The organism is Pseudomonas sp. SWI36, assembly GCF_002948105.1.
Classification (GTDB): Bacteria; Pseudomonadota; Gammaproteobacteria; order Pseudomonadales; family Pseudomonadaceae; genus Aquipseudomonas; species Aquipseudomonas alloputida.
The window spans coordinates 5,617,290-5,643,719 of record NZ_CP026675.1; the positions used below are offsets into that span (position 1 = coordinate 5,617,290).

General features: G+C 58.6%; 23 protein-coding genes. 12 read left to right on the forward strand and 11 right to left on the reverse strand.

Translation table 11 applies throughout. The annotated features are described in order from the left end of the window. Positions 1-18: 18 nt before the first annotated feature. The 3 genes from C4Q27_RS26815 to C4Q27_RS26825 all read left to right on the forward strand — a co-directional run bounded on the left by C4Q27_RS26815 (position 19) and on the right by C4Q27_RS26825 (position 1,564). Positions 19-456, forward strand: a complete 438-nt coding sequence (locus tag C4Q27_RS26815; protein WP_064492067.1) for a YeeE/YedE family protein — start codon at positions 19-21, stop codon at positions 454-456. A gap of 1 nt (position 457) precedes the next feature. Next, positions 458-892: a DUF6691 family protein gene (locus tag C4Q27_RS26820; RefSeq protein WP_104887650.1), complete on the forward strand. Its 435-nt coding sequence runs from the start codon at positions 458-460 to the stop codon at positions 890-892. A gap of 228 nt (positions 893-1,120) precedes the next feature. Further along, the gene (locus tag C4Q27_RS26825) at positions 1,121-1,564 is read left to right on the forward strand and encodes a hypothetical protein (RefSeq protein ID WP_256599856.1); all 444 of its coding nucleotides are present in this window, start codon (positions 1,121-1,123) and stop codon (positions 1,562-1,564) included. Between the two features lie 297 nt (positions 1,565-1,861). Here C4Q27_RS26825 and C4Q27_RS26830 read toward each other — a convergent pair whose 3' ends face one another. Both C4Q27_RS26830 and C4Q27_RS26835 read right to left on the reverse strand, forming a co-directional pair. Further along, positions 1,862-2,770 carry a carbohydrate kinase gene (locus tag C4Q27_RS26830; RefSeq protein WP_104887651.1) on the reverse strand — a complete coding sequence of 303 codons (909 nt, stop codon included), beginning with the start codon at positions 2,768-2,770 and terminating at the stop codon, positions 1,862-1,864. A 161-nt stretch (positions 2,771-2,931) separates the two neighbouring features. Continuing rightward, a complete protein-coding gene (locus C4Q27_RS26835; RefSeq protein WP_104887652.1) occupies positions 2,932-4,500 on the reverse strand; it encodes a carbohydrate porin in 1,569 nt (522 codons plus the stop codon). Between the two features lie 168 nt (positions 4,501-4,668). On the opposite strand from C4Q27_RS26835, the gene C4Q27_RS26840 reads away from it, so the two are divergent. From C4Q27_RS26840 to C4Q27_RS26870, 7 genes are all read left to right on the forward strand, one after another. Further along, positions 4,669-5,943, forward strand: coding sequence for an ABC transporter substrate-binding protein (locus C4Q27_RS26840; protein WP_104887653.1), 1,275 nt, complete (start codon positions 4,669-4,671; stop codon positions 5,941-5,943). A 21-nt stretch (positions 5,944-5,964) separates the two neighbouring features. Further along, the gene (locus C4Q27_RS26845; RefSeq protein ID WP_104887654.1) at positions 5,965-6,927 is read left to right on the forward strand and encodes a carbohydrate ABC transporter permease; all 963 of its coding nucleotides are present in this window, start codon (positions 5,965-5,967) and stop codon (positions 6,925-6,927) included. Further along, on the forward strand, positions 6,924-7,766 hold the full coding sequence (locus C4Q27_RS26850; RefSeq protein ID WP_104887655.1) for a carbohydrate ABC transporter permease: 843 nt from the start codon (positions 6,924-6,926) through the stop codon (positions 7,764-7,766). Before C4Q27_RS26845 ends, C4Q27_RS26850 begins: the two co-directional genes overlap by 4 nt. A 27-nt stretch (positions 7,767-7,793) precedes the next feature. Further along, positions 7,794-8,939 (forward strand): ABC transporter ATP-binding protein, encoded by a 1,146-nt coding sequence (locus C4Q27_RS26855; protein WP_104887656.1) that lies wholly within the window; start codon positions 7,794-7,796, stop codon positions 8,937-8,939. Then, positions 8,936-10,438, forward strand: a complete 1,503-nt coding sequence (locus tag C4Q27_RS26860; protein WP_104887657.1) for a sucrose-6-phosphate hydrolase — start codon at positions 8,936-8,938, stop codon at positions 10,436-10,438. Before C4Q27_RS26855 ends, C4Q27_RS26860 begins: the two co-directional genes overlap by 4 nt. A gap of 76 nt (positions 10,439-10,514) precedes the next feature. Beyond that, positions 10,515-11,507, forward strand: a complete 993-nt coding sequence (locus tag C4Q27_RS26865) for a LacI family DNA-binding transcriptional regulator (protein WP_020191092.1) — start codon at positions 10,515-10,517, stop codon at positions 11,505-11,507. Positions 11,508-11,721: 214 nt separating this feature from the next. Further along, positions 11,722-12,225: a CinA family protein gene (locus C4Q27_RS26870; RefSeq protein WP_020191090.1), complete on the forward strand. Its 504-nt coding sequence runs from the start codon at positions 11,722-11,724 to the stop codon at positions 12,223-12,225. Between the two features lie 100 nt (positions 12,226-12,325). On the opposite strand, the gene C4Q27_RS26875 is transcribed toward C4Q27_RS26870, so the two are convergent. The 3 genes from C4Q27_RS26875 to C4Q27_RS26885 form a co-directional block, all read right to left on the reverse strand. Continuing rightward, entirely contained in the window at positions 12,326-13,033 is a 708-nt protein-coding gene (locus C4Q27_RS26875) for an IclR family transcriptional regulator (protein WP_020191089.1), read from the reverse strand. Between the two features lie 163 nt (positions 13,034-13,196). After that, positions 13,197-14,423 carry an MFS transporter gene (locus tag C4Q27_RS26880; RefSeq protein ID WP_232968549.1) on the reverse strand — a complete coding sequence of 409 codons (1,227 nt, stop codon included), beginning with the start codon at positions 14,421-14,423 and terminating at the stop codon, positions 13,197-13,199. An 86-nt stretch (positions 14,424-14,509) separates the two neighbouring features. Then, positions 14,510-15,187 (reverse strand): RraA family protein, encoded by a 678-nt coding sequence (locus C4Q27_RS26885; RefSeq protein WP_020191087.1) that lies wholly within the window; start codon positions 15,185-15,187, stop codon positions 14,510-14,512. A 233-nt stretch (positions 15,188-15,420) separates the two neighbouring features. Here C4Q27_RS26885 and C4Q27_RS26890 point away from each other — a divergent pair, with 233 nt between their 5' ends. Further along, the gene (locus C4Q27_RS26890; RefSeq protein WP_064492076.1) at positions 15,421-16,398 is read left to right on the forward strand and encodes a hydroxyacid dehydrogenase; all 978 of its coding nucleotides are present in this window, start codon (positions 15,421-15,423) and stop codon (positions 16,396-16,398) included. 82 nt (positions 16,399-16,480) lie between these two features. Then, a complete protein-coding gene (locus C4Q27_RS26895) occupies positions 16,481-17,809 on the forward strand; it encodes an MFS transporter (protein WP_020191085.1) in 1,329 nt (442 codons plus the stop codon). Between the two features lie 90 nt (positions 17,810-17,899). On the opposite strand, the gene atzF is transcribed toward C4Q27_RS26895, so the two are convergent. The 6 genes from atzF to C4Q27_RS26925 form a co-directional block, all read right to left on the reverse strand. Next, positions 17,900-19,663: an allophanate hydrolase gene (atzF, locus tag C4Q27_RS26900; protein WP_104887659.1), complete on the reverse strand. Its 1,764-nt coding sequence runs from the start codon at positions 19,661-19,663 to the stop codon at positions 17,900-17,902. Continuing rightward, the gene (uca, locus tag C4Q27_RS26905) at positions 19,660-23,268 is read right to left on the reverse strand and encodes an urea carboxylase (RefSeq protein ID WP_104887660.1); all 3,609 of its coding nucleotides are present in this window, start codon (positions 23,266-23,268) and stop codon (positions 19,660-19,662) included. Before uca ends, atzF begins: the two co-directional genes overlap by 4 nt. A gap of 202 nt (positions 23,269-23,470) precedes the next feature. Continuing rightward, complete coding sequence (locus C4Q27_RS26910; RefSeq protein WP_064492079.1) at positions 23,471-24,097, reverse strand: urea amidolyase associated protein UAAP2; 627 nt, start codon at positions 24,095-24,097, stop codon at positions 23,471-23,473. Between the two features lie 9 nt (positions 24,098-24,106). Then, the gene (locus tag C4Q27_RS26915; RefSeq protein WP_064492080.1) at positions 24,107-24,820 is read right to left on the reverse strand and encodes an urea amidolyase associated protein UAAP1; all 714 of its coding nucleotides are present in this window, start codon (positions 24,818-24,820) and stop codon (positions 24,107-24,109) included. Further along, positions 24,817-25,611 (reverse strand): ABC transporter ATP-binding protein, encoded by a 795-nt coding sequence (locus tag C4Q27_RS26920; protein WP_020193057.1) that lies wholly within the window; start codon positions 25,609-25,611, stop codon positions 24,817-24,819. Before C4Q27_RS26920 ends, C4Q27_RS26915 begins: the two co-directional genes overlap by 4 nt. Further along, positions 25,608-26,423, reverse strand: coding sequence for an ABC transporter permease (locus C4Q27_RS26925; RefSeq protein WP_064492081.1), 816 nt, complete (start codon positions 26,421-26,423; stop codon positions 25,608-25,610). The genes C4Q27_RS26920 and C4Q27_RS26925 overlap by 4 nt, the downstream gene beginning before the upstream one ends. Positions 26,424-26,430 lie beyond the last annotated feature (7 nt).

A 26,430-nucleotide genomic window follows, 5' to 3' on the forward strand; every position in this document is an offset into this window, starting at 1 on the left:
CGACAATGGAGCGCTGAGATGTTTGTTGATATGGCTGCCTTCACGCCGTGGTCGGCATTGGCAGGCGGGGCATTGATCGGTTTGGCCGCCGGGCTGTTCGCCGTTGCGAACGGGCGCATCGCGGGCATCAGCGGTTTGCTCGGTTCTATGCTGCAAAGTGGCGGGGAAGGGCGGGGCGAAAAAGTGTGCTTTTTGCTGGGACTCATTGCCGCGCCACTTTCCTGGCAACTGTTCTCAGCAATGCCTCCCGTTCATTTCAGTGTGGCGCCTTGGCTGCTTATGGTCTCGGGAATTCTGGTAGGCCTCGGTACCCGCTATGGCAGTGGCTGCACCAGTGGCCATGGCGTTTGTGGCTTGTCACGCCTGTCGCCTCGTTCTGCAGTGGCGACGCTGTGCTTCATGGCAGCAGGCTTTGCCACGGTCTTCGTGGTCAGGCATGTACTTTCAGGAGCATGAAATGAAGCGGATCAGTGGCTTTATCGCAGGGTTGCTGTTCGGCATGGGGATATTGCTATCCGGTATGGCAAACCCTGCCAAGGTGCTGGGGTTTCTCGACATTGCCGGGCAGTGGGACCCGTCGCTGGGACTGGTCATGGTGGGTGCGATAGGTGCCGCACTGTTGCCGATGACTTGGGCGCGACGTCATACCACGGCCTTGCTGGGAGGTAAGATACAGCTGCCTGCCAGGCGCGACATCGACCGTCGACTCGTCGGCGGGAGCCTGGTTTTCGGCATAGGCTGGGGGCTTGCCGGCGTATGTCCGGGGCCGGTGCTGGTGTTGCTCGCCGGGGGGTACTGGCAAGCCTGGCTATTTGTGCTCGCGATGCTTGTTGGTATGGGAGTGTTTAATGTTGCGGAAGCGTTTCGCAGCCGTCATCAGGGCAGGGTTTGACGGTAAACAACTTAGTTCTGGTCGATATCAGAATAAGGCACTTATTGAGTGTAACTCTACTAAATGAATATTTAGCGTAGTTATTTCTTGTGTTCATATTATAAGGGCAGGGTAGCTCATCTGTTGAGCTAGGGGTAGCTCATGCGTTATCGCTAACGCCACGATTGCACGCTAGCGTTCAAGAATGAGCTACCTCCGGCGGCAGTCACCACCAACGACCACCATTTAATGACTCACTTTCCAGGCTGGATGCTTGAAAGCGCCCGTTACTACCTCAAGGCCGCTGAGCTTTTAGACGCCCAAAACCTCCTGCATGTCGCCATGGTCAATGCAGCGATCGGTATGGAAATCCTGCTGAAAAGCTTTATTTCCGTGCCAGATCAGCACGAAGGTACGTCCGGCGAAACCTATAAGCTTGACGTCGAAGCACTCAAAACGGCTCACCAATACCTGCAGTCAATCGGCAAGATTCCACCCAAACAAAAGCGTGACGCTCACGATCTGCTGACACTGTTTCACGCGATGCCTGCAGCTATTCGCGAGAGCCTGGCCCTGAACAGCCAGGAACACTCATTCGAGCGGTATTGCGATGTGTTCACCATCGCGATGTGTTCACCAACAGCCGGTATCAGCACGAGTCGGCCAGCTGGAAATTTGCCGATCCGGTGCTGATGAGGTAGCTGCGGTGGACGTTGGCCAACGTGGTTGGCTACTACAAGGAACGAGGCTCGCAGGATCCGTTCGTGCCGAGTTACATCGCTGAGGTCCAAGCTTGATCTGCGGCCCAGTAATCGAGGCCCGTGGCCTGGCTTTAAATCTGCCCACCCATGGCCCCGGTAGCTCCATACAAAGGTGCTCATAATGCATATTATGTTAAACCAGATGCTACGTCAGAAATGCTCATGAGCTCCCTTGGATTCGGCGCCGCGTCTTTTTACTTAGACGACTCCTCGGCGCCAGCAACCCTGATCAAGTATGTTTTAGCAGTTGCAGCAAACCTTCCACATCAGCTAACGCTGGAGCATGGGCTCCGGCATGGCGGCAAGATATGGATGCGCAAGCCGCTGAAAATTGCAGGCGCTCTCTCAAGTCCGCGATCCCCAGCAGCTCCGCCGCCAGCCAACCAGCCATACAAGCGTCTCCAGCTCCAACCGTGTCCTCCACCTTCACGGCAATCGCCGGCTGTTCGAGCTGGCTGTCCGGGGTATGGAGAATTATCCCGTGTTCCCCTCGAGTAAAAAGAATCTGCGCCTGAGGATTAAGAGCGCGAAGCTCATCTATTGCCTGGTGTTCTGTCAGCCCTGGATAAATTTGCCGAAGGTCTTCGTCGGAAAGCTTAACCATGTCAGCAAGAGTGGTCATCTTAGGGAAGGTCTGCTCCCGATAATGGCTATCCATTAAATTGCGCCAGTTCGGATCATAGCTAATCCGTTTACCGACTTCTTTGGCCTGCTGAGCAATTTTAACCAGCCTGTCTGCAAGTGGCTGTCGAGCCAAACTGATGCAACTGAAATGACACAGCTCTGCCTGGTTGATCCATCCTTCTGGCATCAGATCCGGATCAAAAAACAGATCGGCATCTCCGGCAAAAAAGTACCTTGGAGGACGGCTAGATGGAATGATGGCGACCAAAGGATCTCGGTCTACCCGTTGGATAAACCTCATATCCAATGCTGCCGCTTCCGACTGCGAAACGATCTGGTCACCCAGTGAATCCATGCTCACCGATCCAGCAAAAGCGCTGCTGACACCCAAGCGACTTAGCGCTCGTGCAACGTTCCAGGGAGCACCACCCGGGTAGCCCATCCACTGCCCAGGAGTGCCTTGGACAAGATCGGTCAGGGCTTCACCAAACACTACTGCGCGAGGCAATACCATCGTCATTTCCTCAATTTTTTTGTCGTAGGGAACTGCTGGCTGATCAGATTCGACCGGTAATCACTTACTCAGTGCGCTTTGATGAAAGGCAGGGTTTGTTGAGGTTAGTGAAGCTCTCATAACCAACCTCAAAGCAGATGTTGGCCGCACGCGTTCAAACATTAAAACCAGGTTTCCATTTGTATACCGTACTGCCATACACCTCCGCCTTCGAAGTCCGTCATGCCAAAGGAGTCTGTGGTACTGAACCTGTCCAGATCCGAAGACCAGTTCATGAAGCTTGCGAACACTCGCAATTCAGGACGCGTAAGAAGATCTCCAACCTCAGGTTTGAATGTCGGGGCGACAGTGAATTTCCAAAAGTTACCGTCGACCGCACTACGTTGTAGATAATCCTTCGGGTCCAGGTTCATGGTTTGCCAGCTTATTTCGTAGGCCATCTCGAAATTTCTGTTGATTTTATTGGCCAAGCGCACATTCAGGGTCAGCCAGCGGTAGTCGTCACCCTCGACGTATCTATCCTTGCTCTGTTCGGCCAGCACGCTGGGGCCGATACGCCAGTCGGGCGCAAGTGATGTCTCACCGTAAAGTGCCAGACGCAGAGCGCGGGCATCGTCTATGAGTTCGCCATCTGAGCCGATGTTCTTGACCTCTGCCCCCAGACCTTGCCCATAGAGCAGCGCCGTTTTGAAGAAGCCTTCCCTGCCGAAAAAGTTTTTCTGGTGGTTGGCCAGCATGCTGTGCAAGCCGGAGTCCGCAGGCTTCAGGCCCGCTTCATTGGTGCGAGTGCCAAAGTCGTTTTTCTTTGAGCCAATGCCATTGAACATCCACTGCCACTGACCATTATCGAAGAACTGGTTGGAGGTGAGGATGTAGCTTTCCACATCGGCATTGAGACCGCCCTCACTGAAATCCCCGTAGTTACGCCCGATCAACGAGTAATTCGAGCGCCAGTTCTTGTTCATCTGTACGTCGTAGATACCACCCCCGGTGCCGGCCAGAAAGACGACGTCCGAGTCCAGCCAATGGATATCGAAGTTGTCCCTGTCGAATCGCTTGCCTGCCCACAGGGTGGCGTTCTCGAACATCGAATTGCCCTTGAATGCGGCGAGATGATCGAGTTCCGCAAATACCTGGCGTACGTTCAGGTTACTTTCAGCGGCCGTCCAGTCATTGGAGCTTTCCACGCCATCGGCAATGGAAACCGTGAATTTGGAATGGGTGCCGTTCTGCGCATAGGCTTCTTTCGACAGGTCTATACGCATGTAAGTATCGTCTTCATTACCCAGTCGCCCGACTGCGCCACCGACTGAACCGGCAGGCGTTGTATAAGGACCGCCCCGCCCGCCCCCCAGGCCATCGTTGATCAGCAATCCGGAGCGGGCGTACCCCTTGAAGCTGAACCCGTCGGTGAGGTGTCCAGTACTGCTGCCCTCCTTCTCCATGCTTTGCTGACGGGCTTCGAGTTTTGCCAACCGCGTATCCAGACTGGGCATCACAGTGGTGGCCGCAGTGGACGCAGCAGGCTGCAAGGCGGCAGTGGACTGTTTGAGCTGCTGCAGTTCCCTGGCGAGCGCCTGGGTTTGTTGTTCGGCGGCGGCTGCACGTTTTTCCGCAGCGGCGGCACGGGCTTCAAACGCGGCCATGCGCTCTTCCAGAGTCGCGGCCTGAGCGTTGGCCGCCGAGGTGCCGAGTACGCCTGCGAGTACCCAGCTTGATGCTTTCTGCATGGGGGATTTCCTGTTTTGTTTTTATTTTTTGTCCTGCGACCGGCCTCTTTTTCCGTGAAATGTTGATTGTCGAAATCCACAAAAAAAAGGATGCCTCATCGCTAATACGCTGCTACATTTGGCGATGTTAACGTTAACTTTTCTAAAAACAAAAATAAAGAGGGCTACATGAAACAGCTCAAAACACTCTTTCCAGCAGCACTGCTTGCCCTTTGCGCCGGGCTTCCATCCCTCTCCAGCGCAGGCAATCTGACGATTTCCTGCGGTGCGGTGGGCGCGGAATTACAACTGTGCAAAGAGGCCGTCGAGGCGTGGTCTCAACAGACCGGCAATCACGTCGAGGTGGTGTCCACGCCTAACTCGGCAACCGAGCGGTTGTCGTTCTATCAACAGATCCTCAGTGCGCAGTCCAGCGACATCGACATCATTCAGATCGACATGGTGTGGCCGGGGATGCTGGCCAAACATCTGCTGGATTTGCGCGAGGTGCTACCCGCCGATGCAACCCAAGGCTACTTCCAGGCGCAGGTGGACAACGCCACGGTGAACGGACGGCTGGTGACGATGCCGTGGTTCACCGACTCGGGCCTGCTGTATTACCGCAAGGACTTGCTCGAGAAATACAACAAGCAAGTCCCCCAGACTTGGGAGGAAATGACCGCAACCGCCAAGGATGTACAACAGGCCGAGCGCAATGCCGGCAACGCCAACGCCTGGGGGTACATCTTTCAAGGGCGTGCCTACGAAGGCCTGACGTGTAACGCGCTGGAATGGATCAGCAGCCAACCGGACGGCGGCCTGGTCAATCCACGAGGCGACATCGTGGTCAACAGCCAGGCCTCAAGAGCGGTGTTGACCCTGGCCAAAAGCTGGGTAGGCGACATCTCCCCGCGTGGCGTGCTCAATTACACCGAGGAAGAAGGACGCGGCGTATTCCAGTCGGGCAATGCGCTGTTTATGCGCAACTGGCCTTATGTCTGGGCCTTGGTGCAAAGCCAGGACAGCGCCGTAAAGGACAAGGTCGGGGTCGCTCCCCTGCCCCGCGGCGGCGAGGCCGGCAGCCATGCATCCACCCTCGGAGGCTGGGGCCTGGCAATATCGCGCTACAGCGCCCATCCCAAACTTGCCGCCGAGCTGGTGAGCTACCTGACCAGTGCCCAGCAGCAAAAACATCGTGCCCTGATAGGCGCCTATAACCCGGTTATCGAGTCGCTGTATCGAGATCCCGAGCTGCTCGCGGCCATGCCTTATTACGCTCAGCTGCACAGCATTCTCAACGACGGGGTCATGCGCCCCGCTTCAATCACTGCCGCTCGCTATCCACGGGTCTCCAATGCGTTCTTCGATCGAGTGCACGGCGTTCTGGCAGGCGAGTTGCCCGTCGAACAGGCGCTGGCCGAACTGGAAAGCGAACTCACACGCATCAAACGCCGGAACTGGTAGGCCACAAGGAAGAAAATCACCATGCCTGTCTCTACTACCCATGCCTCCTGTGACGAGCGCCTGCTCACCAGGGAAACGCCCATACAGAGTCGCCGAGTACGCGCCGCCTGGCTATTTCTGACACCGATGTTGCTGTGTCTGACCCTGGTGGCGGCATGGCCGCTGCTGCGCACATTCTGGTTCAGCCTGACCGATGCCAGTCTGGCGGACAGCAGTGGCGGTTCCTTCGTAGGCTTGAGCAATTACCTGTTCTACGACGGTTCCAACTGGTCGGGCATCCTGGTCGATCCACAATGGTGGAACGCTGTGCGCAACACGTTGTATTTCACTGTGGTTTCGGTGGGACTGGAAGTCATCCTTGGGCTGTTGGTGGCGTTGCTGTTGAACATCCAGTTCACCGGCCGTTCCCTGGTGCGTGCGTTGATTCTGATTCCCTGGGCGATTCCGACCATTGTCTCGGCGAAGATATGGTCATGGATGCTGAACGACCAATTCGGCATCATCAATCACCTGATGCTGAGTCTCGGCCTGATTGACGCGCCTCTGGCCTGGACGGCAGATGCGGATCTGTCGATGTGGGCAGTGATCATCGTCGACGTGTGGAAGACCGTCCCTTTTGTCACGCTGCTGATGCTGGCGGCCTTGCAGATGTTGCCGAGTGATTGCTACGAAGCCGCCAGGGTTGATGGCATACATCCGCTGAAAGTGTTCTGGCGTGTCACGCTTCCCCTGTTGATGCCTGCATTGTTGGTGGCCGCGATCTTCCGCATCCTCGATTCCCTGCGGGTATTCGACGTCATCTATGTGCTGACCTCAAATTCTTCTAGCACCATCAGCATGTCGGTCTATGCCCGCCAACACCTGGTGGAGTTCCAGGATGTTGGCTACGGCAGCGCGGCCTCTACTCTGCTGTTTCTGGTGGTTGCGGTAATCGCCATGCTTTATCTCTACCTCGGACGCCGTCAAATGGAGGTTCGATCATGAGCCAGCGCCTACTGGAAAAATCGCTGTTGCGCCTCGGATTCTGGTGTCTGATCGGAGTTTTGCTGCTGTATGCGGTCTTCCCTTTCTACTACGCCATCGTGACTTCGCTGAAGCCGTCCAGCACCTTGTTCGAGGTGAGCTACTGGATCGAAAACCCCGACTTCTCCAATTATGCGGCGGTACTTCACCAAGCCTCATTCCTGCGGGCAATTGGTAATTCGCTGGTGGTTGCGCTGTGCGTGGTGACGCTGGCGCTGTTCCTCAGCCTGACCGCTGCCTATGCCTTGGGCCGGGTGAAATTCCGTGGGCGTGGGACGGTATTGATGATGGTCCTTGGCGTCTCCATGTTTCCCCAGGTCGCGGTGCTGTCGGGGCTGTTTGAAGTGGTCCGCGCCCTGGGCCTGTACAACACGTCCTGGGCGTTGATCCTGAGCTACACGATTTTCACCCTGCCCTTCACCGTCTGGGTGCTGACCACGTTCATGGGGCAATTGCCCCATGAACTGGAAGAAGCGGCAATCATGGATGGTGCTTCGCCCTGGGTCACGCTGACCCGCGTGCTGTTGCCGCTGCTCTGGCCCGCCCTGGCCACCACCGGTTTATTGGCCTTCATCGCAGCGTGGAACGAGTTCCTGTTTGCCCTGACCTTCACCCTCACCGACACCCAACGCACGGTGCCAGTCGCCATCGCCTTGATTTCCGGCGGCAGCCCCCATGAGCTGCCTTGGGGGCTGTTGATGGCCGCATCGGTGCTGGTCACCGTCCCGCTGGTGATTCTGGTGCTGATCTTCCAGCGCCGAATCGTTTCCGGTCTCACTGCCGGCGCGTTAAAGGGTTGATGCCCAACAAATACAAGGAACAGCATCGTGATCAAATTGAAACTGGACAACGTGAACAAACAACTGAGTGGCGTGCGGATTCTTCGCGACATCAACCTGGAGATCGCTGCGGGTGAATTCGTGGTGTTCGTCGGCCCGTCGGGCTGCGGAAAGTCGACCCTGCTGCGACTGATCGCCGGACTGGATTCGATCTGCGCCGGCGACCTGCTGATCGACGGGCGACGGGTCAACGACCTGGAGCCGCGCGAACGTGGTGTCGGCATGGTGTTTCAGTCTTATGCGCTGTACCCGCACATGAGCGTTTACGACAACATCAGCTTTGGTCTCAAACTGGCCAAGACCGAAAAGACCAGCCTGCGCGAGCGCGTGCTGAAAACTGCGCAGATCCTGCAATTGGACAACCTGCTGCAACGCAAGCCAAAGGAACTGTCTGGCGGCCAGCGTCAGCGTGTGGCGATGGGCAGAGCCATGGCGCGGGAACCGGACATCTTGTTGTTCGATGAGCCGCTCTCCAACCTGGATGCTTCCTTGCGGGTGCAGATGCGCAACGAAATCGCCCGGCTGCATGACCGACTGGGCTCGACCATGATCTACGTCACCCACGATCAGGTGGAAGCAATGACCCTGGCCGACAAAATTATCGTGCTCAATGGCGGGCGCGTAGAGCAGGTCGGTTCACCGCGCGAGCTCTATGAACGCCCAGCGAGCCGCTTTGTCGCCGGTTTTCTCGGTTCGCCGAAAATGAATTTTCTACCGGCACGCCTGCATGCCCCGGGCGAAACCAGCCTGGTCGATACTCCCGTTCTGGGTATGACCGCCCTGCCCTTCGACAGCTCGGATCTGGCGGCGGGCACGCTGCTGAGCTTGGGGATTCGCCCGGAGCACGTATCGCTCAAAGCGGCGGAAGAAACCGCCGGCATCGTCGTGATGGGGGTCGAGTACCTGGGTAGCGAAACGTATATGCACCTCGAAACAGGTCAGGACGAGCTTCTGATTTGTCGTTGCGAGGTCAACGCCGGATGGCAGGCAGGCGATCGGGTCGAACTGCAACTGGACACAGACCACCTGCACCTGTTCGACGCCGACGGGACGGCCTTGAAGCGCCACCCACAAGCCATTGAAAACCTGCCGAATGACATTTCTCTGCGTTCAGTCCGAGCACGCGCCCTATGACCTTGTCTTTGAATACCATGAGCGACCCGATGTCTTCTTCCCTTGACCTTGCGCAGCGTGCACTGAGTGACGGTGCGTCTCGCGTCATCCACGATTATCGCCCGGGCTATCATATTGCGCCGCCGGCAGGCTGGATGAACGACCCTAACGGGGTCGTGTACTTCCGTGGCGAATATCACGTGTTCTATCAGCATTATCCCTTCGACGCGAAATGGGGCCCAATATATTGGGGCCACGCCAAGAGTGCCGATCTGGTTCATTGGCAGCACCTGCCCATTGCACTGGCACCCGGCGATGACTTCGACTGTGACGGTTGTTTTTCCGGTAGCGCCGTGGTGTGTGGCGATACCCTGGCCCTGATCTACACCGGGCACACCTGGCTGGGGGAAGTGGGTGACGAGCGCTTCATCCGTCAAGTCCAGTGCCTGGCAACCAGTAGCGATGGCATCCATTTCGTCAAACATGGCGCCGTCATCGACACCGCGCCGCACAACACCATCATGCACTTTCGCGATCCCAAGGTATGGCAGGAGGATGACTATTGGTACCTGATTGCCGGCGCACGTCTGGGCGATGTGCCGCTGCTGCCGTTGTACCGCTCCACGGATCTGCACGTCTGGGAGTTCCTTGACTATGTGTCCGGCGGCGGCGAGGGTGATGGCTATATGTGGGAATGCCCGGATCTGTTTCGACTGAGTGGGCGCGATGTACTGCTGTACTCGCCCCAAGGCATGCAAGCCGAAGGTTACGACCGCCTCAACAAGTACCAGACGGGTTATCGAGTGGGCCGACTCGATAGCGAATGGCACTTCACGGGAGGGCCTTTTATCGAGCTGGATAACGGCCATGATTTCTATGCTGCGCAAACGCTACTGGCCGCTGATGGTCGGCGCCTTGTGTGGGCGTGGCTCGACATGTGGGAAAGCCCGATGCCGAGCCAGGACCATCACTGGTGCGGCATGCTCGGTTTACCGCGCGAACTTGAACTGTGCGCCGATCGCCTTTGCGTGTATCCGGCACGGGAGCTTACCGCCCTACGCAAGACGCCATTACCGAGTACGCCCTGGTGGGATGAGGCGGGGTCCCGATGGGTGCCGGACGTGAAAGGCGATATGCTCGAAATCCACGTGCATCTGGACTTGCTCGGCTGCACCGACGGCCACCTGGGAATTGCCTTGCGCTGCAGCGACGATGGCCGTGAAGAAACCCTGCTCTACTACGATGCATCACTGCATCGCCTGGTGCTTGACCGTAGCCGCTCGGGTGCGCAAGTCACAGGCCAGCGCAGCGTATCGATAGACCCGACACAAGAGCGACTTGAACTGCGCGTGTTCCTCGATCGCTCCTCCATCGAGGTATTCGACGAAAACGGGCGCTTCAGCCTCAGCAGTCGCCTCTATCCGCGGCCCGACAGTCTGGGCGTGAAGCTTCTGGCTAGGGGGAGTGGCGGGCGTGTCTCGATCCCCAAGGCGTGGTCTCTCGGTTCTGGATGGCTGTGAGACAGCGTCATTCGAGTCGCGAGAAGTCCGGGCAATGTGTCATGATTCGGCGTCAACCTGACCGATTTCGCCTCACATGACTTCAGTGAAAGACGTTGCACAGCTGGCCGGCGTGTCCCTGATGACGGTTTCTCGAGCGCTCAACACTCCGGAAAAACTGAGCGCCGAAACCCTTCTGCGGGTGCGTCGTGCCATTGATGAACTGCAATTCGTACCGAGCCTGTCGGCGCGCAGGATGCGCGGCGACAACCTCCAGTCGCGAACCATCGGTGTGTTCGCGCTGGACACTGCGACCACACCATTTGCGGTCGAGCTGCTGCTGTCCATTGAGCAGACCGCGCAGCAAGCCGGCTGGAATGTCTTTATCCTCAACCTGTTAAGCAACCCGCCCACTGACCAGAACATCGACCTAATGCTGTCGCACCGTCCGGACGGCTTGATCTTCAGCGCCATGGGGTTTCGCCAGGTGTGCATTCCCGAGCGGTTGAAGAGCAAACCACTGGTACTCGCCAATTGCCTGACCGATGACAGTCGCCTGGTGAGTTATGTGCCAGACGACGAAAAGGGGCAGTATCGAGCCGTACATCACGCGTTAAGCCAAGGCTATCGGCGCCCGCTGTGTATCAATCTGCCAAAACAGAGTCTGGCCTGGGGCTTGCGACAAAAAGGCCTGCAACGTGCCTGTCAGGAATTCGGCCTAGCGCCTGACACACTCCTGCAATACGACCTTTCCGATCATGACGCCTACGGTGAAACCGCAGCCATCCTCGACCGACATATCATCGAAGGTCGCCCCCAATTCGACATTCTGATCTGTGGCAATGACCGTATTGCCTTTTGTGCCTATCAGTTGTTGTTGGGCCGTGGCCTGAAGATTCCCGCCGATGTCGCTGTGCTCGGCTATGACAACATGATCGGCATCGCCGAACTGTTCATCCCACCGCTGACCACCGTGCAATTGCCATATTACGAGATCGGTCGCAATGCTGCCCGGCACCTGATCCAGGCCCTCGAGGTATCGGGAGCCCAGCCAGTTGATTGTCCGTTGGTGGTCAGGGCATCACTATAAGAATCAGTAAAGCGGACAGGCGCTCATGAAGCAATGCGCCGGCCCACTCATGAACGAATGACAACGCCTCGGAGCCCAGCTCCGTGCTCCCTACAGTGATGTCAACGAGGGAAATAAAGTTCAGCTCAAAAAACAAGGCGAAGCTGCGCTAAACCGGTGAACCATTTACATGGCCGACACGTCCACCACAAAAGAACAATGAGTCGACATAAAAATGGCAACGGATCCCGTATTGGCCGTGCTCGGCTACCTCAAAGACCACCATCTGGTACTTACCACTGCCGAATCCTGCACAGCAGGCTGCATGGTCGCTCTGCTAGCGGCATTCCCAGGCACAGGCGAGGTACTGGAAAGCGGCTACGTCGTGTATTCGCCCTCCGCCAAGAAGCGTCTGCTAGGTGTAAGCGCGCAAACCATCGAACGGTACGGGCTGACTAGCGAACCAGTCGCATGGGAGATGGCCCTGGGGGCGTTGAAGGACAGCGATGCCAATGTCGTTATCGCAACTACGGGTGTAGCCGGGCCTGACCCAGCATCCGGGGTTCTACCCGGCACCCTTTGCTTTGCGTGGGCTTTTGCCGGCGAACCGATAGCCGTGTTTACCCGTACCCAGCGTTTTTTTGGTGAGCGAGCGCAAGTCATGCACGACGGCGCCGTCTATGGACTGACGCGCCTGATCCATTATCACGAGCGCTGGCTTCGTGGGGAGCGCGCCTGAAGGGGGCAGGTAATGACAGGCACGGAGGCGACTTTCGACATCGAATACTGCAGGTGAATCCCTCGACGACTCTCCTCCACCTTTTGCCTGAGCAGTTGGATCATGCGGATTCCAAAGATGCAGACTTAAAGCCCAAGCTTCGCATCAGATCACGTGCCGCTTCGAAGAACATCGGCTTGAGGCTTTCGGCATACTCTTCAGTCAAACGACTCGCAGGCCCTGAAATCACAAGGGCGCCCATCAATTCCTGTTGGGCACCGTAGATGGGCAGCGCCATCGAAGCAGCATGAGGGTCTGTTGCGCCTTTGGAGTAATAAGGTTTTTGCAAGGCAATGCCGATTTGATAGGGAGCGCGCAACGCCTGAGCACCCGCGGCTTCATCCATCGGCCGCATGTCACCAGGTTGCAGGTTCAGACGCAGTCGATGCGATGAATTGACCCGATATTGACACATCCGATACGCACCGTGACGCACATAGAAGGAAGCAGTTTCACCCGACTGTTCAGCCAGATAATGCAAACGTGGCATCACGTGCTTTTCCAGGTCTAGCGCCTCCTGATACACAGCGTTCAAACGCATGACTTCGCTTGCCAACTGATAGCGACCATCAGCCATGCGGGTAATGAACCCGTGGTTCTCCAGAGAAACCATCAAGCGCATGATCGTGCTCTTGATGAGCCCGGTACGCTCAACCAGCTCGACCAGGCTCAGCGCAGCGTCGCCTACCTGAAAAGCGGTTAACACGGTCAAAACACGGTCTGCCGATGCCACACCATTTACCGCGGGACGCGGCCGCGCTTTTGCCATTTGCAAACCTCACACGATTGAAGCCCTCCATTCAATGCGAGGGCAGAAAAACCTCATTATCCGACAACGGTCGGTCCCCGCCAACGTAGCATGCGCAGTGGGCCAGATAAAAAAACAGTAGGGCAAGGCTCGCATGGCTGTCGCTGATCAGGTCGCGTACCCATCAATGGTGGCGGTAACTGATGTACTGCCCCAGCAACCCCAGCACCAATACCGCGCCGGCGATCCCCAGCGTCGCCGGCGCGCCCAAGCGAGCGGCGATCAAACCTGCGGCCATACCGCCCAAAGCCTCGAAACCAAAGCGCATGGCAATGTAGAAGGCGATGACCCGGCCGCGCAAGTGGCTCGGCGCGCCGCTCTGCAACTGCATATTGGTGCTGACGTTGCTCAAGGTGATACCAAAACCCAACACCGCCAACGCCAGCAGTGCCAGCGGCAGCTCCGCCGCCAGCCATAAGCCTATCAACGCGACCGCGCAGGAAAGCGCCCCGGCACCGGTGAACTGGCGCAGCCGCGGCATGGCGCCGCCCACCGCCAACACCAGCGTCGCCCCGAACGCCCCGGCACCTGCCGCCCCCCATAGCCAACCCAACACACGCGCATCACCGGCGAACACTGCCCTGGCCAGGATAGGCAGCAGTGCCGCGTAGCAGGAAGCCAGCAAGTTGACCATGATCACGTTGATCAACAGCTGGCGCACGTTCAAGTTCTGCCACATATAGTCCAGGCCCTCGCGGAACACCTGCGAGGTTGAGCCGCTAGCCTTGGGGCTGGCAGTGCCGCGGACCTTCAGCAAGCCACCCCACAGCGCGAGAAAAGCCAGTGCAGTGAGCAGGAAACAGGCTGCTTCCCCGGCAAAGGCAATCAGCGCGCCAGCCAGTGGGGGGCCGACGAAACGCGCAGCATTGATCAGCATGGCATTGAGCACGAGCGCATTCGGCAGGTCGCCCGGGTTGTCGACAAAGCTGCCGATCAGCGCCTGGCGCAGTGGTGTTTCAAGGGCGTTGAGCAGGCCCAGCAGCAGGGCCATGCCGGCGATGAACGGCCCGTCCACCCAGCCCAGCCAAGTTGCGATGCCCAACACAAGCGACTGCATGATCAAGATCAGTTGCACAATGATGAGCAGGCGACGTTTGTCGTGGCGGTCGATCCACGCCCCCGCCAGCGGGCCGATGAGCAGTTGCGGCGCCAGCGAAAGAAAGGTGATCAGCCCCAGCAGCACGGCCGAACCGGTCAGGTGATAGGCCAGCCAAGCCAATGCTACCTGCTGCACCCACTTGCCCAACGTGGAAACACCCTGGCCGACGAAATAGATCTGGAAATTGCGATGAGAGAGCGCCCGCACAGCGGCGGGCCAGCGTGTGCTGTGCGGTGGTGATGAATCGGACAAGTCTTCGAATCCTCAATAATCCCGCGACCGACACCGATCCATCAGCCACTGCGCACCCCATCGCAAGGTGCGCAACTGATGCTGGATCAGCCTGGCAGCAGGCAGCCTTTTTTCTTCAAGGACTCCAGGACCCAGGAGCGGTCGTTGGTGCCTTGGGCAATTTTTTCCATCTGTGCGGTTTCGGCAGCGTGTTTGGCGGTAGCATGCGCATAGACCTCGGCAACATGGTCGTAAGGCACACACAGCATGCCATCGTCATCACCGATCACCAGGTCGCCCGGCTCGATCACCATACCATCAATGGCGATCGGCACGTTGATCTCGCCCGGGCCATCCTTGTAAGGACCGCGGTGCGAAACACCTGCAGCGAACAACGGGAATTCACCCGCGCCAATGTTGGCAGCGTCGCGGATGGCGCCGTTGATGACGATACCGGCCACGCCACGCTTGACCGCGTAGGCCACCATCATTTCACCGATCAGAGCGTTGGTCAGGTCGCCGCCGGCATCGACGACGATCACGTCGCCCGGCTGAGCGATGTCGATCGCGTAGTGCAGCATGAGGTTGTCACCCGGACGGGCTTTGACGGTCAACGCCGGACCGCACAGCCCGCCTTCGCGATGCATGGGGCGCAAGCGGGCACCACCTGCAGTCATGCGGTTCATCGAGTCGCTGACGTTAGCCACCGGAACTTCACGGTAGCGTGCAACCCACTCATCGCCGACTTTACGTGTGCGCTCAAGCACTTGGAAGCCAATGCTCATGTGACATACCTCTCTTGGTGTTATTCGACATCATTGGTATTTTCGAAACCTATTTCTAGAATGGCATTTCATTAAAATCATGACAACGGAATTTTTGCTCGCTTTTTTCGCAAAATCGAGTCTGCAATCAATTTTCTTGCAATGGCGTTTCATTATGGTAGGGTCTAGGTCAATGCTGCACATGCGCGGCAGACCGCCCCTGAACTGCCCCTGACAAGAACAAGGTATCCACGATGTCCCGTACCATTCTGCTGACCGGCCCCGAGCTCGCCGCCGAGGCCATGCACCTTGCCGCCGAACAGGGCGTCAGAATCGTCCCCACCACGCCCTACCTGCCGAGCGAGGAACTGGAAGCGATCATTCGCGCTGAACAGCCCGATGCCATCGTGGTACGCCAGGGCAATCTGACCCGCGCCATGATCGAGGCTTCGGACAAACTGAAAGTGATCGCAAAGCACGGCGTGGGCTATAACACCATCGATATCCAGGCCGCCGCAGACCGCTGCATCCCGGTATCGATCGCCGTTGGCGCCAATGCCCAGTCGGTGGCCGAGCTAGCCTTCGCCCTGATGTTCAGCGTGGCCCGCCAAACCGCGCTGCTGGATGCGCGCATGCGTGACGGGCATTGGGACAAGGCCTCGGCCAACGGCATCGAGCTGTCGGGCAAGACCTTGGGCCTGATTGGCCTGGGCTCGATCGGGGGCATCCTCATGGACCTGGTGGCGCCGCTGCGCATGAAGGTCAAGGTGTTCGACCCCTACCTCAAGCAACTGCCAGAACGCCCGCATCTCGAACGTGAAGAGGACTTCGATCGCCTGCTGGCTGAAAGCGATATCATTAGCCTGCATTGCCCGCTGACCGAGACCAACCACAACCTGATCGGCGCTGCCCAACTCGAGCGCATGCGCCCAGGCGCCATCCTGATCAACACTGCCCGTGGCGAGCTGATCGATACCAACGCCTTGGTGAAAGCGCTCAGCGAACGCCGCATCGCCGGTGCCGGGCTGGACACATTCAATCCCGAGCCGCCGCCTGCCGACAGCCCGCTGTGGGGCCTGCCGTCCTTGGTCGCCACACCGCATGTCGGCGCCAACACCACCGAGGCCCGTGACCGTGTAGGCCTGGTAGCGTTGAAACAGATTCTCGATGTCTGGGCGGGCATTGCTCTGGACCCGCGTTGCGTGGTCAATCGCCACCTGTTCGCCAGCTGACCGCACTCCCTCGCGCGCCGCTTCGCGAGAAGGGGCACGCTCCCGACGCTTCACTCCAGAAAAAAAACAATTGGAGAGCACCATGACTTCAGCAAGCCCCCAGCCGGACGATCTCGAACGCAGTACCATGCGCCGTGTCGCATGGCGCCTTCTGCCATTCCTGATCATCTGCTACCTCATTGCGATCATCGATCGGGGCAACATCGGCATGGCATCCCTGCAGATGAACGAGGACCTGCAGCTCACGGCCAAGGTCTTCGGCTTTGCCAGCAGCCTGTTCTTCTTTGCCTACTTCCTGGTGGAAGTGCCCAGCAACCTGGCCATGCAACGGTACGGCGCGCGTATCTGGATCGCTCGCATCATGATCACCTGGGGCCTGATTTCCGCAGGCACGGCGTTCGTCCAGGGCGCCAACTCCCTCTACGTGATGCGTTTTTTGCTAGGCGCTGCCGAGGCCGGCTTCTTCCCAGGTGTACTGCTGTACCTTACCTACTGGCTGCCGTCGGCCTACCGTGCACGCATGGTGGCACTGTTCATGGTGGCGATCCCTGCTGCCAACTTCATCGGTTCGCCACTCTCGGGCCTGCTACTGAGCCTGGATGGCTGGTTGGGTATGCGTGGCTGGCACTGGCTGTTCATTCTCGAAGGGATACCTGCAGTACTGCTTGGCATCGCCTGCCTGTTCGTGCTCACCGACCGCCCAGAGCAAGCCAGGTGGCTGAGCGACGAGCAGCGCGGCTGGCTCACTCGGCGCCTGGCTGATGAAGCCTCGAAAAAGACCGCCATCGGCCATATCTCGCTGTGGAAGCTGCTGCGCCACAAGGATATCTGGGTGTTGGCACTGATCTACTCGGGCGCTTCCGCCGCTGGGAGCACCATGAGCGTATGGGCCCCGCAGTTACTGAAAACCTTTGGCCTCAGTGCCCTGGAAATCGGCCTGGTCAACGCCATCCCTTACGGCATTGCCTCGGTGCTGATGATCTTCTGGGGCCGCAGTTCCGACCGTACCGGCGAGCGTCGCTGGCACACCGCGATGACCATGCTGCTGATCGCGGCGGGCCTGCTGATGACCTTGTTCACCGCTTCTCTGCCGGCAACGGTGGCGATGCTGACCATGGTACTGGTGGGCGCGTATTCGATGAAAGGGCCGTTCTGGGCACTGGTGTCCGGCTGGCTGTCTTCCTCGACCGCTGCCGCGGGCCTTGCCGCCGTAGGCGCCATGGCCAACCTGATCGGCGGAGGCCTTATGGTCAATGCCTACGGCGCCATTCACGATGCCACCGGCAGCTACTCCCTGGCGCTGATGCCCTTGGCCGCGCTGTGCACCGTGGCCGGTATCGCAGTACTGGTAATCGGCCGCAAACGCCAGCACGAGCAAGCTGAATCAGCCAGCGCCGTTAGCGCAAAATAAGCCACGCGAGTCGCACCTCGATGCCCACTTTCTTACTTCAGGAATGTGGGCATAGTCATTTCACAACGGCAAGAAGTGTCCGCCTCAACCTCAGCTCATCGAAGCCAACCAGGCCCTCCACCCTCCCCATTCGGTGATGTCTGCGGCACCATCGAGTCCCGCGCCTTCGCATATGAAACCTGTCTCCCAGCGACCATCGCTCAGTTCCACCTTGCCCAGCCCCAAAGGCGCAGGGATACCGGTCAGGAATGAGCCCAGCTCCGTGCTCGGCATCTCCCAAACCTCCACTGCGATGGCGACGCCCCCTTCCTGCACCCGCACCATCCCGGGTCGTTTCACAGGCCCGCCGGCAAGCGCGTAGAGCTTGTAATGGGGGGAGCTGCTTGTGGACTCCAGCAACCGAGCCCCACGATGCTGGAGCTGCCAATTGAGCGCGAGCCCATCCAGATGGGCACCACAAACGACCAGGCGGGCCATGTCATTGCGAGCATCGATCGCCGGTGCTTCGAACCCTTGGTAGGCGTTTGCGAGGCTCAGCAGGTAGTGGTCAGTGAATGCCCGACCGAATAGCGTGATCCCCCAAGGCAGGTCGTTCTTCATGACACCGCTGGGCACAGCAACGGCTGCGTAATCGAGCAGGTTCATGAAGTTGGTGTAATAGCCCAGCTCAGAGTTGCGCTTCACGGGTTCATCAGCGAGCTCGGCCAAGGTCACGGGGCGACCAATTGTGGGCGTAAGCACACAATGCAGGTCTTTCAGGACTTCATCACATTTGGCCTTGAGCATCTGCAACCGATACTGAGCACGGAACGTATCGACGCCGCTTACCTTCGGGCCTTTCTCAAGCACCGCATGAATGACTGGCAGCACGGCTTCTGGGTGTACCTGCGCGAGCTCTCCCACCACACTGTAACGCTCGGCAACCCACGGGCCTTCGTACAACAAGCGGGCAGCTTCAAGGAATGGCGAAAGGTCGATGGTGACCGGCTCTCCCCCCAGCGACTTCAGTCGCTGGATGGACGCTTCAAACAGGCCAGGCCCCTCGCTGCATCCAAAAAACTCCAGGTCGCACTCGCGTGGGATGCCAAACCGGAAGGAAGTGATGCGCCCGAACGCACTGCCATCATTCCAAGCAGGGTTGGCTCTGCTGTATTCGTCCGCAGGATCTTGCACAGCAAGCAAGGCCAACAATTGGCTGGCCTCCCGTGCTGTAGCCGTAAATGTAGTGACGCAATCCAGCGTTCGGCATGCAGGTACGACTCCAGCAGTCGAAATCAGCCCCCTTGTTGCCTTCAACCCTACAAGCCCATTGAGGGCTGCAGGTACGCGACCTGAACCTGCAGTATCGGTACCCAGGGCGAAACTGGTGATACCCAGCGCCACGGCCAAAGGTGATCCGGCGCTTGATCCACCTGAGGGGTAATCACGATTCACACTGTTCACGCATGCACCGTATGGTGATCTCGTGCCATTCAGCCCTGTCGCAAACTGATCGAGGTTGGTCTTGCCTAATGGAACGGCCCCGAGGTCGATCAGCCGCTGGACGACGCTGGCCGAGCGAACCGGGATGTAAGCATACGCAGGGCAAGCCGCCGTGGTCGGCACGCCTGCCAAATCGATGTTGTCCTTGATGGCGAAAGGCACCCCATACAAGGGCAAACGCTCAATAGGCGTCGACTCCAGCACCGCAAGGTACGGCTCAAGCTCCTCAGCGCTCAGAAGATGGATGAACGCGTTGAACTGGGGGTTGATGGCCTGGGCCTCGTCACGCAATGCCAGAATCAGTTGGCGAGGGCTCACGTCACCACGCACATAGCGTTCACGCAATACATCGATTCGCAGATCATTCTTCATGCTGCCGCCCCTTTTGCGATAGGCTCAATGACAACTACGCGCTGACCGGCACGAATGGCTGCCCCTGGCTCCACGTGAATCTCCCTGACGACACCTGCACAAGGCGCGCAGACCGGTATTTCCATCTTCATGGATTCAAGTACCACCAAGGTCGTGCCCGCCTCGACCTCATCACCAGCGGCAACCTGGACTTGCCACAAATTGCCGGCAATCGGGCTCTCTACGCCCAGGAAATGGCTGGGGATAGGGCTTTCCTCGCTCGTTGGGGCGGCCGCCTCGCTACTTTCGAAGTGCGCTTGTCCCGTATCAATCCAACGCTGCCGCTCGGCTGCAAACGCGCTCTGTTGCTGGCTACGGAAGGTTGCGATGCTGTCCGCCTCACCCGCCAGAAACTCTTGGTAATCCGCCAGTCGTAGTTGACTCTCCTCGATACGCAGGTCGTATCGGCCGAGCGGAAAGTCCCTACGGATGCGTTGCAACTCTTCAGCGGTCACGTGGTAGAAGCGAATTTGGTCAAAGAAGCGGAGCAGCCAAGGTTTGCCACCGAAAGCCTCTACTTCTCGATAGCGGTTCCACATCTGCAGGGTTCGCCCGACAAATTGATAACCTCCCGGCCCCTCCATGCCGTAAACGCACATGTAAGCACCACCGATGCCGACCGCGTTTTCTGCAGTCCACGTACGTGCGGGGTTGTACTTGGTGGTCACCAGGCGGTGCCGAGGATCGAGCGGAGTTGCCACGGGAGCTCCGAGGTATACGTCCCCAAGGCCCATGACCAGGTAACTGGCCTCAAACACCGTGCGCTGCACCTCCTCCAGGTTCGCAAGATCGTTGATGCGACGTATGAACTCCAGGTTGCTTGGGCACCAGGGGGCATCCTTGCGCACAGTGGTCATGTATTTTTCGATGGCCAGCTGGCACGCAGGATCGTCCCAAGACAGAGGTAGGTGAACGATTCGAGAAGGCACCGCAAGATCCTTAGCTGCGCAGACCGCATCCCACTCGCCGGCGATAGCTTCCAACAGGTGGCCTAAGGAAAGTCGCTCCGGCTGGTAGTGCACCTGAAGCGAGCGGATCCCGGGTGTCAGATCGATGACCCCTGGGAGTGCTTGAGCTTCGAGAGCTTGCATCAAAGCATGGCCACGGAACCGCAGCACCAGATCAAGCTCTGGTTCGCCAATCTCGAGCAATAAATGGGTATCACCAGCCAATCGGGCTACCAGTCGCATCTCGCCCTCCCCCAAGTCCATTACGATTGGGGACACAAGCTCGGACATTTTCACATCGGATGTGCTGCGCACCGGCACCTCCCCCAGCAACGGCGAAGTCGCCAGTGCTCGGGCACGCGCGATGTCTGTAGGTACAAACCTGACCTTATCGCCGGCTTTAAGCTGCCCCAGCTTCCACAGGTCGGCCTCGATCACTGTGACCGGACAGACGAAACCACCCAGGCTTGGGCCGTCCGGGCCCAGAATCACCGGCATGTCGCCCGTAAAATCCACGGCCCCGATCGCATAAGGATTGTCATGGATGTTGGAGGGATGCAGCCCAGCCTCCCCTCCGTCGGCGCGCACCCACTCGGGTTTTGGCCCGATCAACCGAACACCGGTGCGGCTCGAATTGAAATGCACTTCCCACTCTGTGGCGAAGAATGTCTCGATATACGCCGGTGTGAAATACTCGGGCGCCCCATGGGGGCCGTAAATCACACGGATCTCTCGGCGCGCCCCCAGCGGTTCCTGCTCTGGCAGTTGCCTGCCTGCACTTGAGTCAGTCAAGCGGCTGATGTGCAGCACATCCCCCGCGCGCAAGGCTCGACCTGCGTGACCGCCAAACTGCCCCAGGGTGAAAGTGCTCTTGCTGCCCAGATACTCCGGTACCTGGATGCCTCCACGTACACACAGGTAGGCCCTGGCGCCAGCACCAACGATCGTGCCGATGCTGAGTACCGAACCAGCCTTGATCATCAGTGCAGTGTTCATCGGCACGACGTTGCCATCGATCAGTACCGGAATCTCCGCCCCCGTGACGGCTACCACGGCGTCAGCATTGAATCGCATGCTTGGCCCGGTCATGGTGATTTCGAGTCCAGCCTCACCTTCCGGGTTGCCGATCAGTTGATTGCCAAGGCGCAATGCTCGACTGTCCATTGGCCCAGACGGCGGCACTCCGACGGCCCAGTACCCCTGGCGTCCAGGGTAGTCCTGGACGCTAGTCTGAGTGCCGCCGCTGAGTATCTCGATGGTTGACGCTTTATACACCAACCCCTCAAGGCAGCGTGTCCAGGGCTTGCCGGTCGCGAATGGGGCATCCAGCAGGATCTGCTTGAGGTACTCCCGGTTGGTTTCCACGCCGTAGATGACGCTGTTGTCGAGCGCAGCGTGCAAACGGGAACAAGCTTGGTCGCGATCCTCTGCCCAAGTGATGACCTTGGCGATCATGGGGTCGAAAAACGGAGGAATCTCACACCCCGCCTCTACCCATGTATCGATACGTAGGGTTTGGCCTTCTGCGTGCGGAAATTGAACGGCCGTGAGCAAACCAGGGCTGGGCTGGAATTCCTTACCTGGATCTTCTGCATAGAGGCGCGCCTGCACGGCATGGCCCCGAGGCGTCAGGGTGCGCGCCAACTCCTTGAGCGGTGCCAGGGTTCCAGCCGCGAGCTCAACCATCCAGCGAACAAGATCAATACCCCACACCTGCTCGGTAACGCCATGCTCGACCTGCAGGCGGGTGTTGACCTCCAGGAAGTAGAATTGCTGCGCATCGCTGTCGAACACGAACTCAACAGTACCTGCGCTCCGATAGCTCACTGCCTTGGCCAGACGAATGGCAGCTTCACAAAGTGACTGGGAAATCCGGTCAGTGAGATCAGGAGCCGGGGTCTCTTCCAGCACCTTCTGGTTGCGGCGCTGGACTGAGCAATCACGCACACCCAGTGCGATGACATCCCCACACCCATCCCCGAAAATCTGGACTTCAAGATGACGCGCACGCTGGATGTACTTCTCGATGAAGACGCCTGCATCACTGAAGTTGTTCTGACCTAACCGCCTGACAGTCTCGAAGGCATCTGCGAGCTCTGTCGGTGACCAACATACCCGCATGCCGATTCCGCCGCCGCCGGCCGTGCTTTTGAGCATGACCGGATAGCCCACCGCCTGCGCAGCTGCAACAGCCTCCTCCACGCTGTCGAGCAGTTCGGTACCCTCAAGCATTGGGACGCCGTACTTGCGCGCCAAAGCGCGCGCAGTATGTTTGAGGCCAAACAGCTTCAACTGATCTGCAGTGGGGCCGACAAAGGCTATCCCAGCCGCCTCACAAGCCGCCGCGAAAGCCGCATTCTCTGAGAGGAAGCCGTAACCTGGGTGAATGGCGCCCGCGCCCGTTTCCTTGGCAGCAGCAAGGATCTTGTCGACGCAGAGATATGTGTTGGCAGCAGCTCCTTCTCCCAGGCTCACAGCTTGGGCTGCTTCACGAACGTGAAGGCTGGCTACGTCAGCTTCTGCGTAGACAGCGACACCTTTTACATCCATTTGGCGAAGCGTACGCAGGATCCTGCAGGCGATAGCGCCACGGTTGGCAATCAACAATGAATCGAACATAAGAAGCCCCTTACGACGGTACATGTCCGTGCGGTTGGGTTGTGGGTCGTCCCACAGTGCTTATGAGGTCTTGGGGTCGTCCCCAGCCTGGATCAGGAGTGCTTGTCAGGACAGTCTGGCGGGTCGCTGCGGTATTGGATGCGCCCAGCACGGTAGTGGCAGTACACGAAGAACATGTACCTCAAACGCTTTACCCAGGTTTTCATGCCCATATGGTCAGCTCTGCGGGTGTTGGGTCGTAGCCGTTGCAGGGGTTGTTCAACTGCGGGCAGTTGGAGATGAGCACGATTACATCCATCTCTGCGCGCAGCAGCACATATTTACCTGCCGCCGAAATGCCGTCCTCAAAGGTCAGGCCGCCTTCCGGAGTGACCGGGACATTCATGAAGAAATTGATGTTCGGGCTGATGTCGCGCTTGCTCAACCGGCCATCATGGCTGCAGGCCCGAAGGTAATTGTCACGGCAGCTGTGCATGTGACGCTTGTCCAGGGCATAACGGACGGTATTGCTCTCCTGTGCACACGCACCGCCGAGTGTGTCGTGGCGCCCGCAGTTATCTTCGATGAGGGTGAGTAATGGTCGGCCCAGGTTTGAGTACAGAACGCTGCCTTTGCCCAGGTAAACATTGTTCTGCCGCCGCAACGTGCGCTGGACGTCGTAGCGCTCACGAGGATTCGCGGCACTGTAGAACAGGGTATCGATCGCCTGGTTACCTTCGAGATCCCGGATGCGTAGAATCTGGCCAGCCTTCACTTCGGTCAGCCATGGTTCTCCGGCTGGAATGGTGGCTTGGTATAAGGCATTTTCAAGGTGCAATGGTGCAGTCATGAGGCGTCCTCAGGCATGAATCCGTTGGGTGTTGATGAAACCGCGCTCGTTCTCTGGCCGCGAAGTTCGACAGTGTTCGGCGACCGCGTCCGCAGCCTTCATGAAGGTGAGCTCGACAGGCTTTGGCGAATAGGTCTTCGAAGGGTCCATCGGATGCTGAAGGGCTGTAATCACGAACAAGGTGTCCATCGGTGCGTAAAGCTCGATGCAGTCTCCGGCTTTGGAATTACCCTCGACAAACCGCAGCCCGCCATGGGCATCGACGTCGACGCGACTGAACAGATTGAGCACCATCGTCAGATCGCTCAAGCCCAGCCCCCACTTGCCCATTTCGACGAGCAGGTTGTCCGCGCCGTTGCGGAAGAAACCATTGCGCAACTCCTGGTAACGGCCGTTACCGTATTTCTCTACGACCTCCTGAGCGCAAAGCACGCCACCGATGCTGTCACTCCAACCACAGGTATCACGAGTGATTGCAGCGAGCACCCGCCCCATATCCGAGTAAAGGCAATGGCCTGCAGTGAGCTTTGCGGTGTGCTGACACTTCAAGCTGTCGGGCAGATTCAGGCGCTCGGTCTTCTCGTGGGCGTTGAACAGCATGGCGCTGACGTTCGCCCCGCCCTCCACGTCGGTCAGGCGCAACAACTCACCACGCTTGAGCACGAATGAGAGGTGTCCTCCTCCCGGTAGCAACTCATTGGAAAACACAGTTGTTTCGATCATGGGTAGCAGTCCTTGGTTGGTTGAATCGCACACGACAGCGATGCAGCAGCAGCCAGCCGCGAATCTGTGCGTTTACTGTTGAGTGGCAAGTCGTAGGTCACGCGCGCGCCGTATGAGAGGGGCGCATGGGGGTCGACGCGAATCTTGTCGAACACCATCAGCCGAGTACCCAGGCTGAATCCTTCGCTAAGGTCGTGGGTCACCATGAAGACTGTCAGGCCCGTCTCCTTCCACAGCTCCAGCAGCAGCGCATGCATGTCCTTGCGAATGCCAGGGTCGAGCGCGCCAAACGGCTCATCAAGTAGCAGAACGCGAGGTTTCATGATCAACGCCTGCGCGATAGCCAGGCGTTGCTGCATCCCGCCAGAGAGCTGTGAAGGGTATTTCCCAAGTGCTGCCTGCAGACCCACTTTGCGCAAAAGCTCTGCCGCCTGATCCCGAGCAGCGCGTTTTCTCGCTCCGAATAGTCGACCAAGCAGAAACGCGTTCGGCAACTCAAGTCCCAGTGCGACATTGTCCAGCACCGTGAGATGTGGAAAGACGGAGTAGCGTTGGAACACGACGCCACGTGCAGGATCGGGCTCGGCGCAAAGCGGTTGGCCACCCAGAAGGATCTGACCTTTACTCGGGGTTTCCTGGCCCAGGAGCAGGCGCAAGAACGTGGATTTTCCGCATCCGGAAGTCCCGACCAGGGTGCAGAACTCGCCCTCCTCGATCGTGAGGTTCAAGCCCTCCAGCACCACATGCTCTGCGTACTGCTGCCATACATTCTTGACTTCGATGAAGCTCATGCTCGCGCGCCCTCATACCAGGGGAAGGCTCTACGTGTGAGCGTCCTCAGCCCCCAATCCATCAACCAGGCCAGAAGCGTGATCCAAACGACGTATGGAAGAATCACGTCCATCGCCAGGTAACGGCGCACCAGGAAAATCCGATAGCCCAAGCCGTTTTCAGAGGCGATGGCTTCGGCAGCGATCAGGAATAGCCATGCGGAGCCGAGCACCAGACGCAGTGAAATCAGCAGGCGCGGCAGTAACTGCGGCAGGACGACCCGCAGGATCAGCGTCCAGGTACTGGCCCCCAACGTCTGGGCCTTGATCAGCAGCTCCACCGGGATCTCTCGGGCCCGTTGTTCGAGGTCACGGGCCAGGATGGGGGTGATCCCGATGGCGATGAGCATCACCTTGGACAATTCGCCCAGCCCGAAGACAATGAACAGGATCGGCAGAATGGCCAGTGGCGGAATCATCGACAGCACGACGAGCATGGGTGACAGCGATGCGCCAACCAGCGGCAAGGTACCGGCAGCGATACCCAGGCACAGGCCGGCCCCTGCAGCGATGGCCAGGCCAGTACCCAGCCGTTGCAGGCTGGCGCCTGTGTCCTGCCACAGCAGGTAGGCACCACTGCGCTTGTCCTCGGTGAACGCCATGCGCTTCACAGCGTCGGACATTTGCATGGCGCTGGGCAGTAGCTTGTCGTTGGGGTTGTCAGCCAGGCGCTGCGCCGAACTCACGAAGTACGCGCACAGCACCAGGACCAGCGGGAGTATCACCAGCAACAGCCGTGAACTCCGATCGGGATGTCGGTTGATCAAGCGCATTGAGCAC

Excerpts from the sequence above, each read along its gene's own strand:
- C4Q27_RS26830 (WP_104887651.1), bottom strand. The coding sequence starts at position 2,770 with ATGGTATTGCCTCGCGCAGTAGTGTTTGGTGAAGCCCTGACCGATCTT.
- C4Q27_RS26825 (WP_256599856.1), top strand. The coding sequence starts at position 1,121 with ATGACTCACTTTCCAGGCTGGATGCTTGAAAGCGCCCGTTACTACCTC.
- C4Q27_RS26850 (WP_104887655.1), top strand. The coding sequence starts at position 6,924 with ATGAGCCAGCGCCTACTGGAAAAATCGCTGTTGCGCCTCGGATTCTGG.
- C4Q27_RS26840 (WP_104887653.1), top strand. The coding sequence starts at position 4,669 with ATGAAACAGCTCAAAACACTCTTTCCAGCAGCACTGCTTGCCCTTTGC.
- C4Q27_RS26925 (WP_064492081.1), bottom strand. The coding sequence starts at position 26,423 with ATGCGCTTGATCAACCGACATCCCGATCGGAGTTCACGGCTGTTGCTG.
- C4Q27_RS26820 (WP_104887650.1), top strand. The coding sequence starts at position 458 with ATGAAGCGGATCAGTGGCTTTATCGCAGGGTTGCTGTTCGGCATGGGG.
- C4Q27_RS26885 (WP_020191087.1), bottom strand. The coding sequence starts at position 15,187 with ATGAGCATTGGCTTCCAAGTGCTTGAGCGCACACGTAAAGTCGGCGAT.
- C4Q27_RS26815 (WP_064492067.1), top strand. The coding sequence starts at position 19 with ATGTTTGTTGATATGGCTGCCTTCACGCCGTGGTCGGCATTGGCAGGC.
- C4Q27_RS26920 (WP_020193057.1), bottom strand. The coding sequence starts at position 25,611 with ATGAGCTTCATCGAAGTCAAGAATGTATGGCAGCAGTACGCAGAGCAT.
- atzF (WP_104887659.1), bottom strand. The coding sequence starts at position 19,663 with ATGAAGAATGATCTGCGAATCGATGTATTGCGTGAACGCTATGTGCGT.
- uca (WP_104887660.1), bottom strand. The coding sequence starts at position 23,268 with ATGTTCGATTCATTGTTGATTGCCAACCGTGGCGCTATCGCCTGCAGG.
- C4Q27_RS26860 (WP_104887657.1), top strand. The coding sequence starts at position 8,936 with ATGACCTTGTCTTTGAATACCATGAGCGACCCGATGTCTTCTTCCCTT.
- C4Q27_RS26845 (WP_104887654.1), top strand. The coding sequence starts at position 5,965 with ATGCCTGTCTCTACTACCCATGCCTCCTGTGACGAGCGCCTGCTCACC.
- C4Q27_RS26865 (WP_020191092.1), top strand. The coding sequence starts at position 10,515 with ATGACTTCAGTGAAAGACGTTGCACAGCTGGCCGGCGTGTCCCTGATG.
- C4Q27_RS26895 (WP_020191085.1), top strand. The coding sequence starts at position 16,481 with ATGACTTCAGCAAGCCCCCAGCCGGACGATCTCGAACGCAGTACCATG.
- C4Q27_RS26835 (WP_104887652.1), bottom strand. The coding sequence starts at position 4,500 with ATGCAGAAAGCATCAAGCTGGGTACTCGCAGGCGTACTCGGCACCTCG.
- C4Q27_RS26890 (WP_064492076.1), top strand. The coding sequence starts at position 15,421 with ATGTCCCGTACCATTCTGCTGACCGGCCCCGAGCTCGCCGCCGAGGCC.
- C4Q27_RS26915 (WP_064492080.1), bottom strand. The coding sequence starts at position 24,820 with ATGATCGAAACAACTGTGTTTTCCAATGAGTTGCTACCGGGAGGAGGA.
- C4Q27_RS26910 (WP_064492079.1), bottom strand. The coding sequence starts at position 24,097 with ATGACTGCACCATTGCACCTTGAAAATGCCTTATACCAAGCCACCATT.
- C4Q27_RS26875 (WP_020191089.1), bottom strand. The coding sequence starts at position 13,033 with ATGGCAAAAGCGCGGCCGCGTCCCGCGGTAAATGGTGTGGCATCGGCA.
- C4Q27_RS26870 (WP_020191090.1), top strand. The coding sequence starts at position 11,722 with ATGGCAACGGATCCCGTATTGGCCGTGCTCGGCTACCTCAAAGACCAC.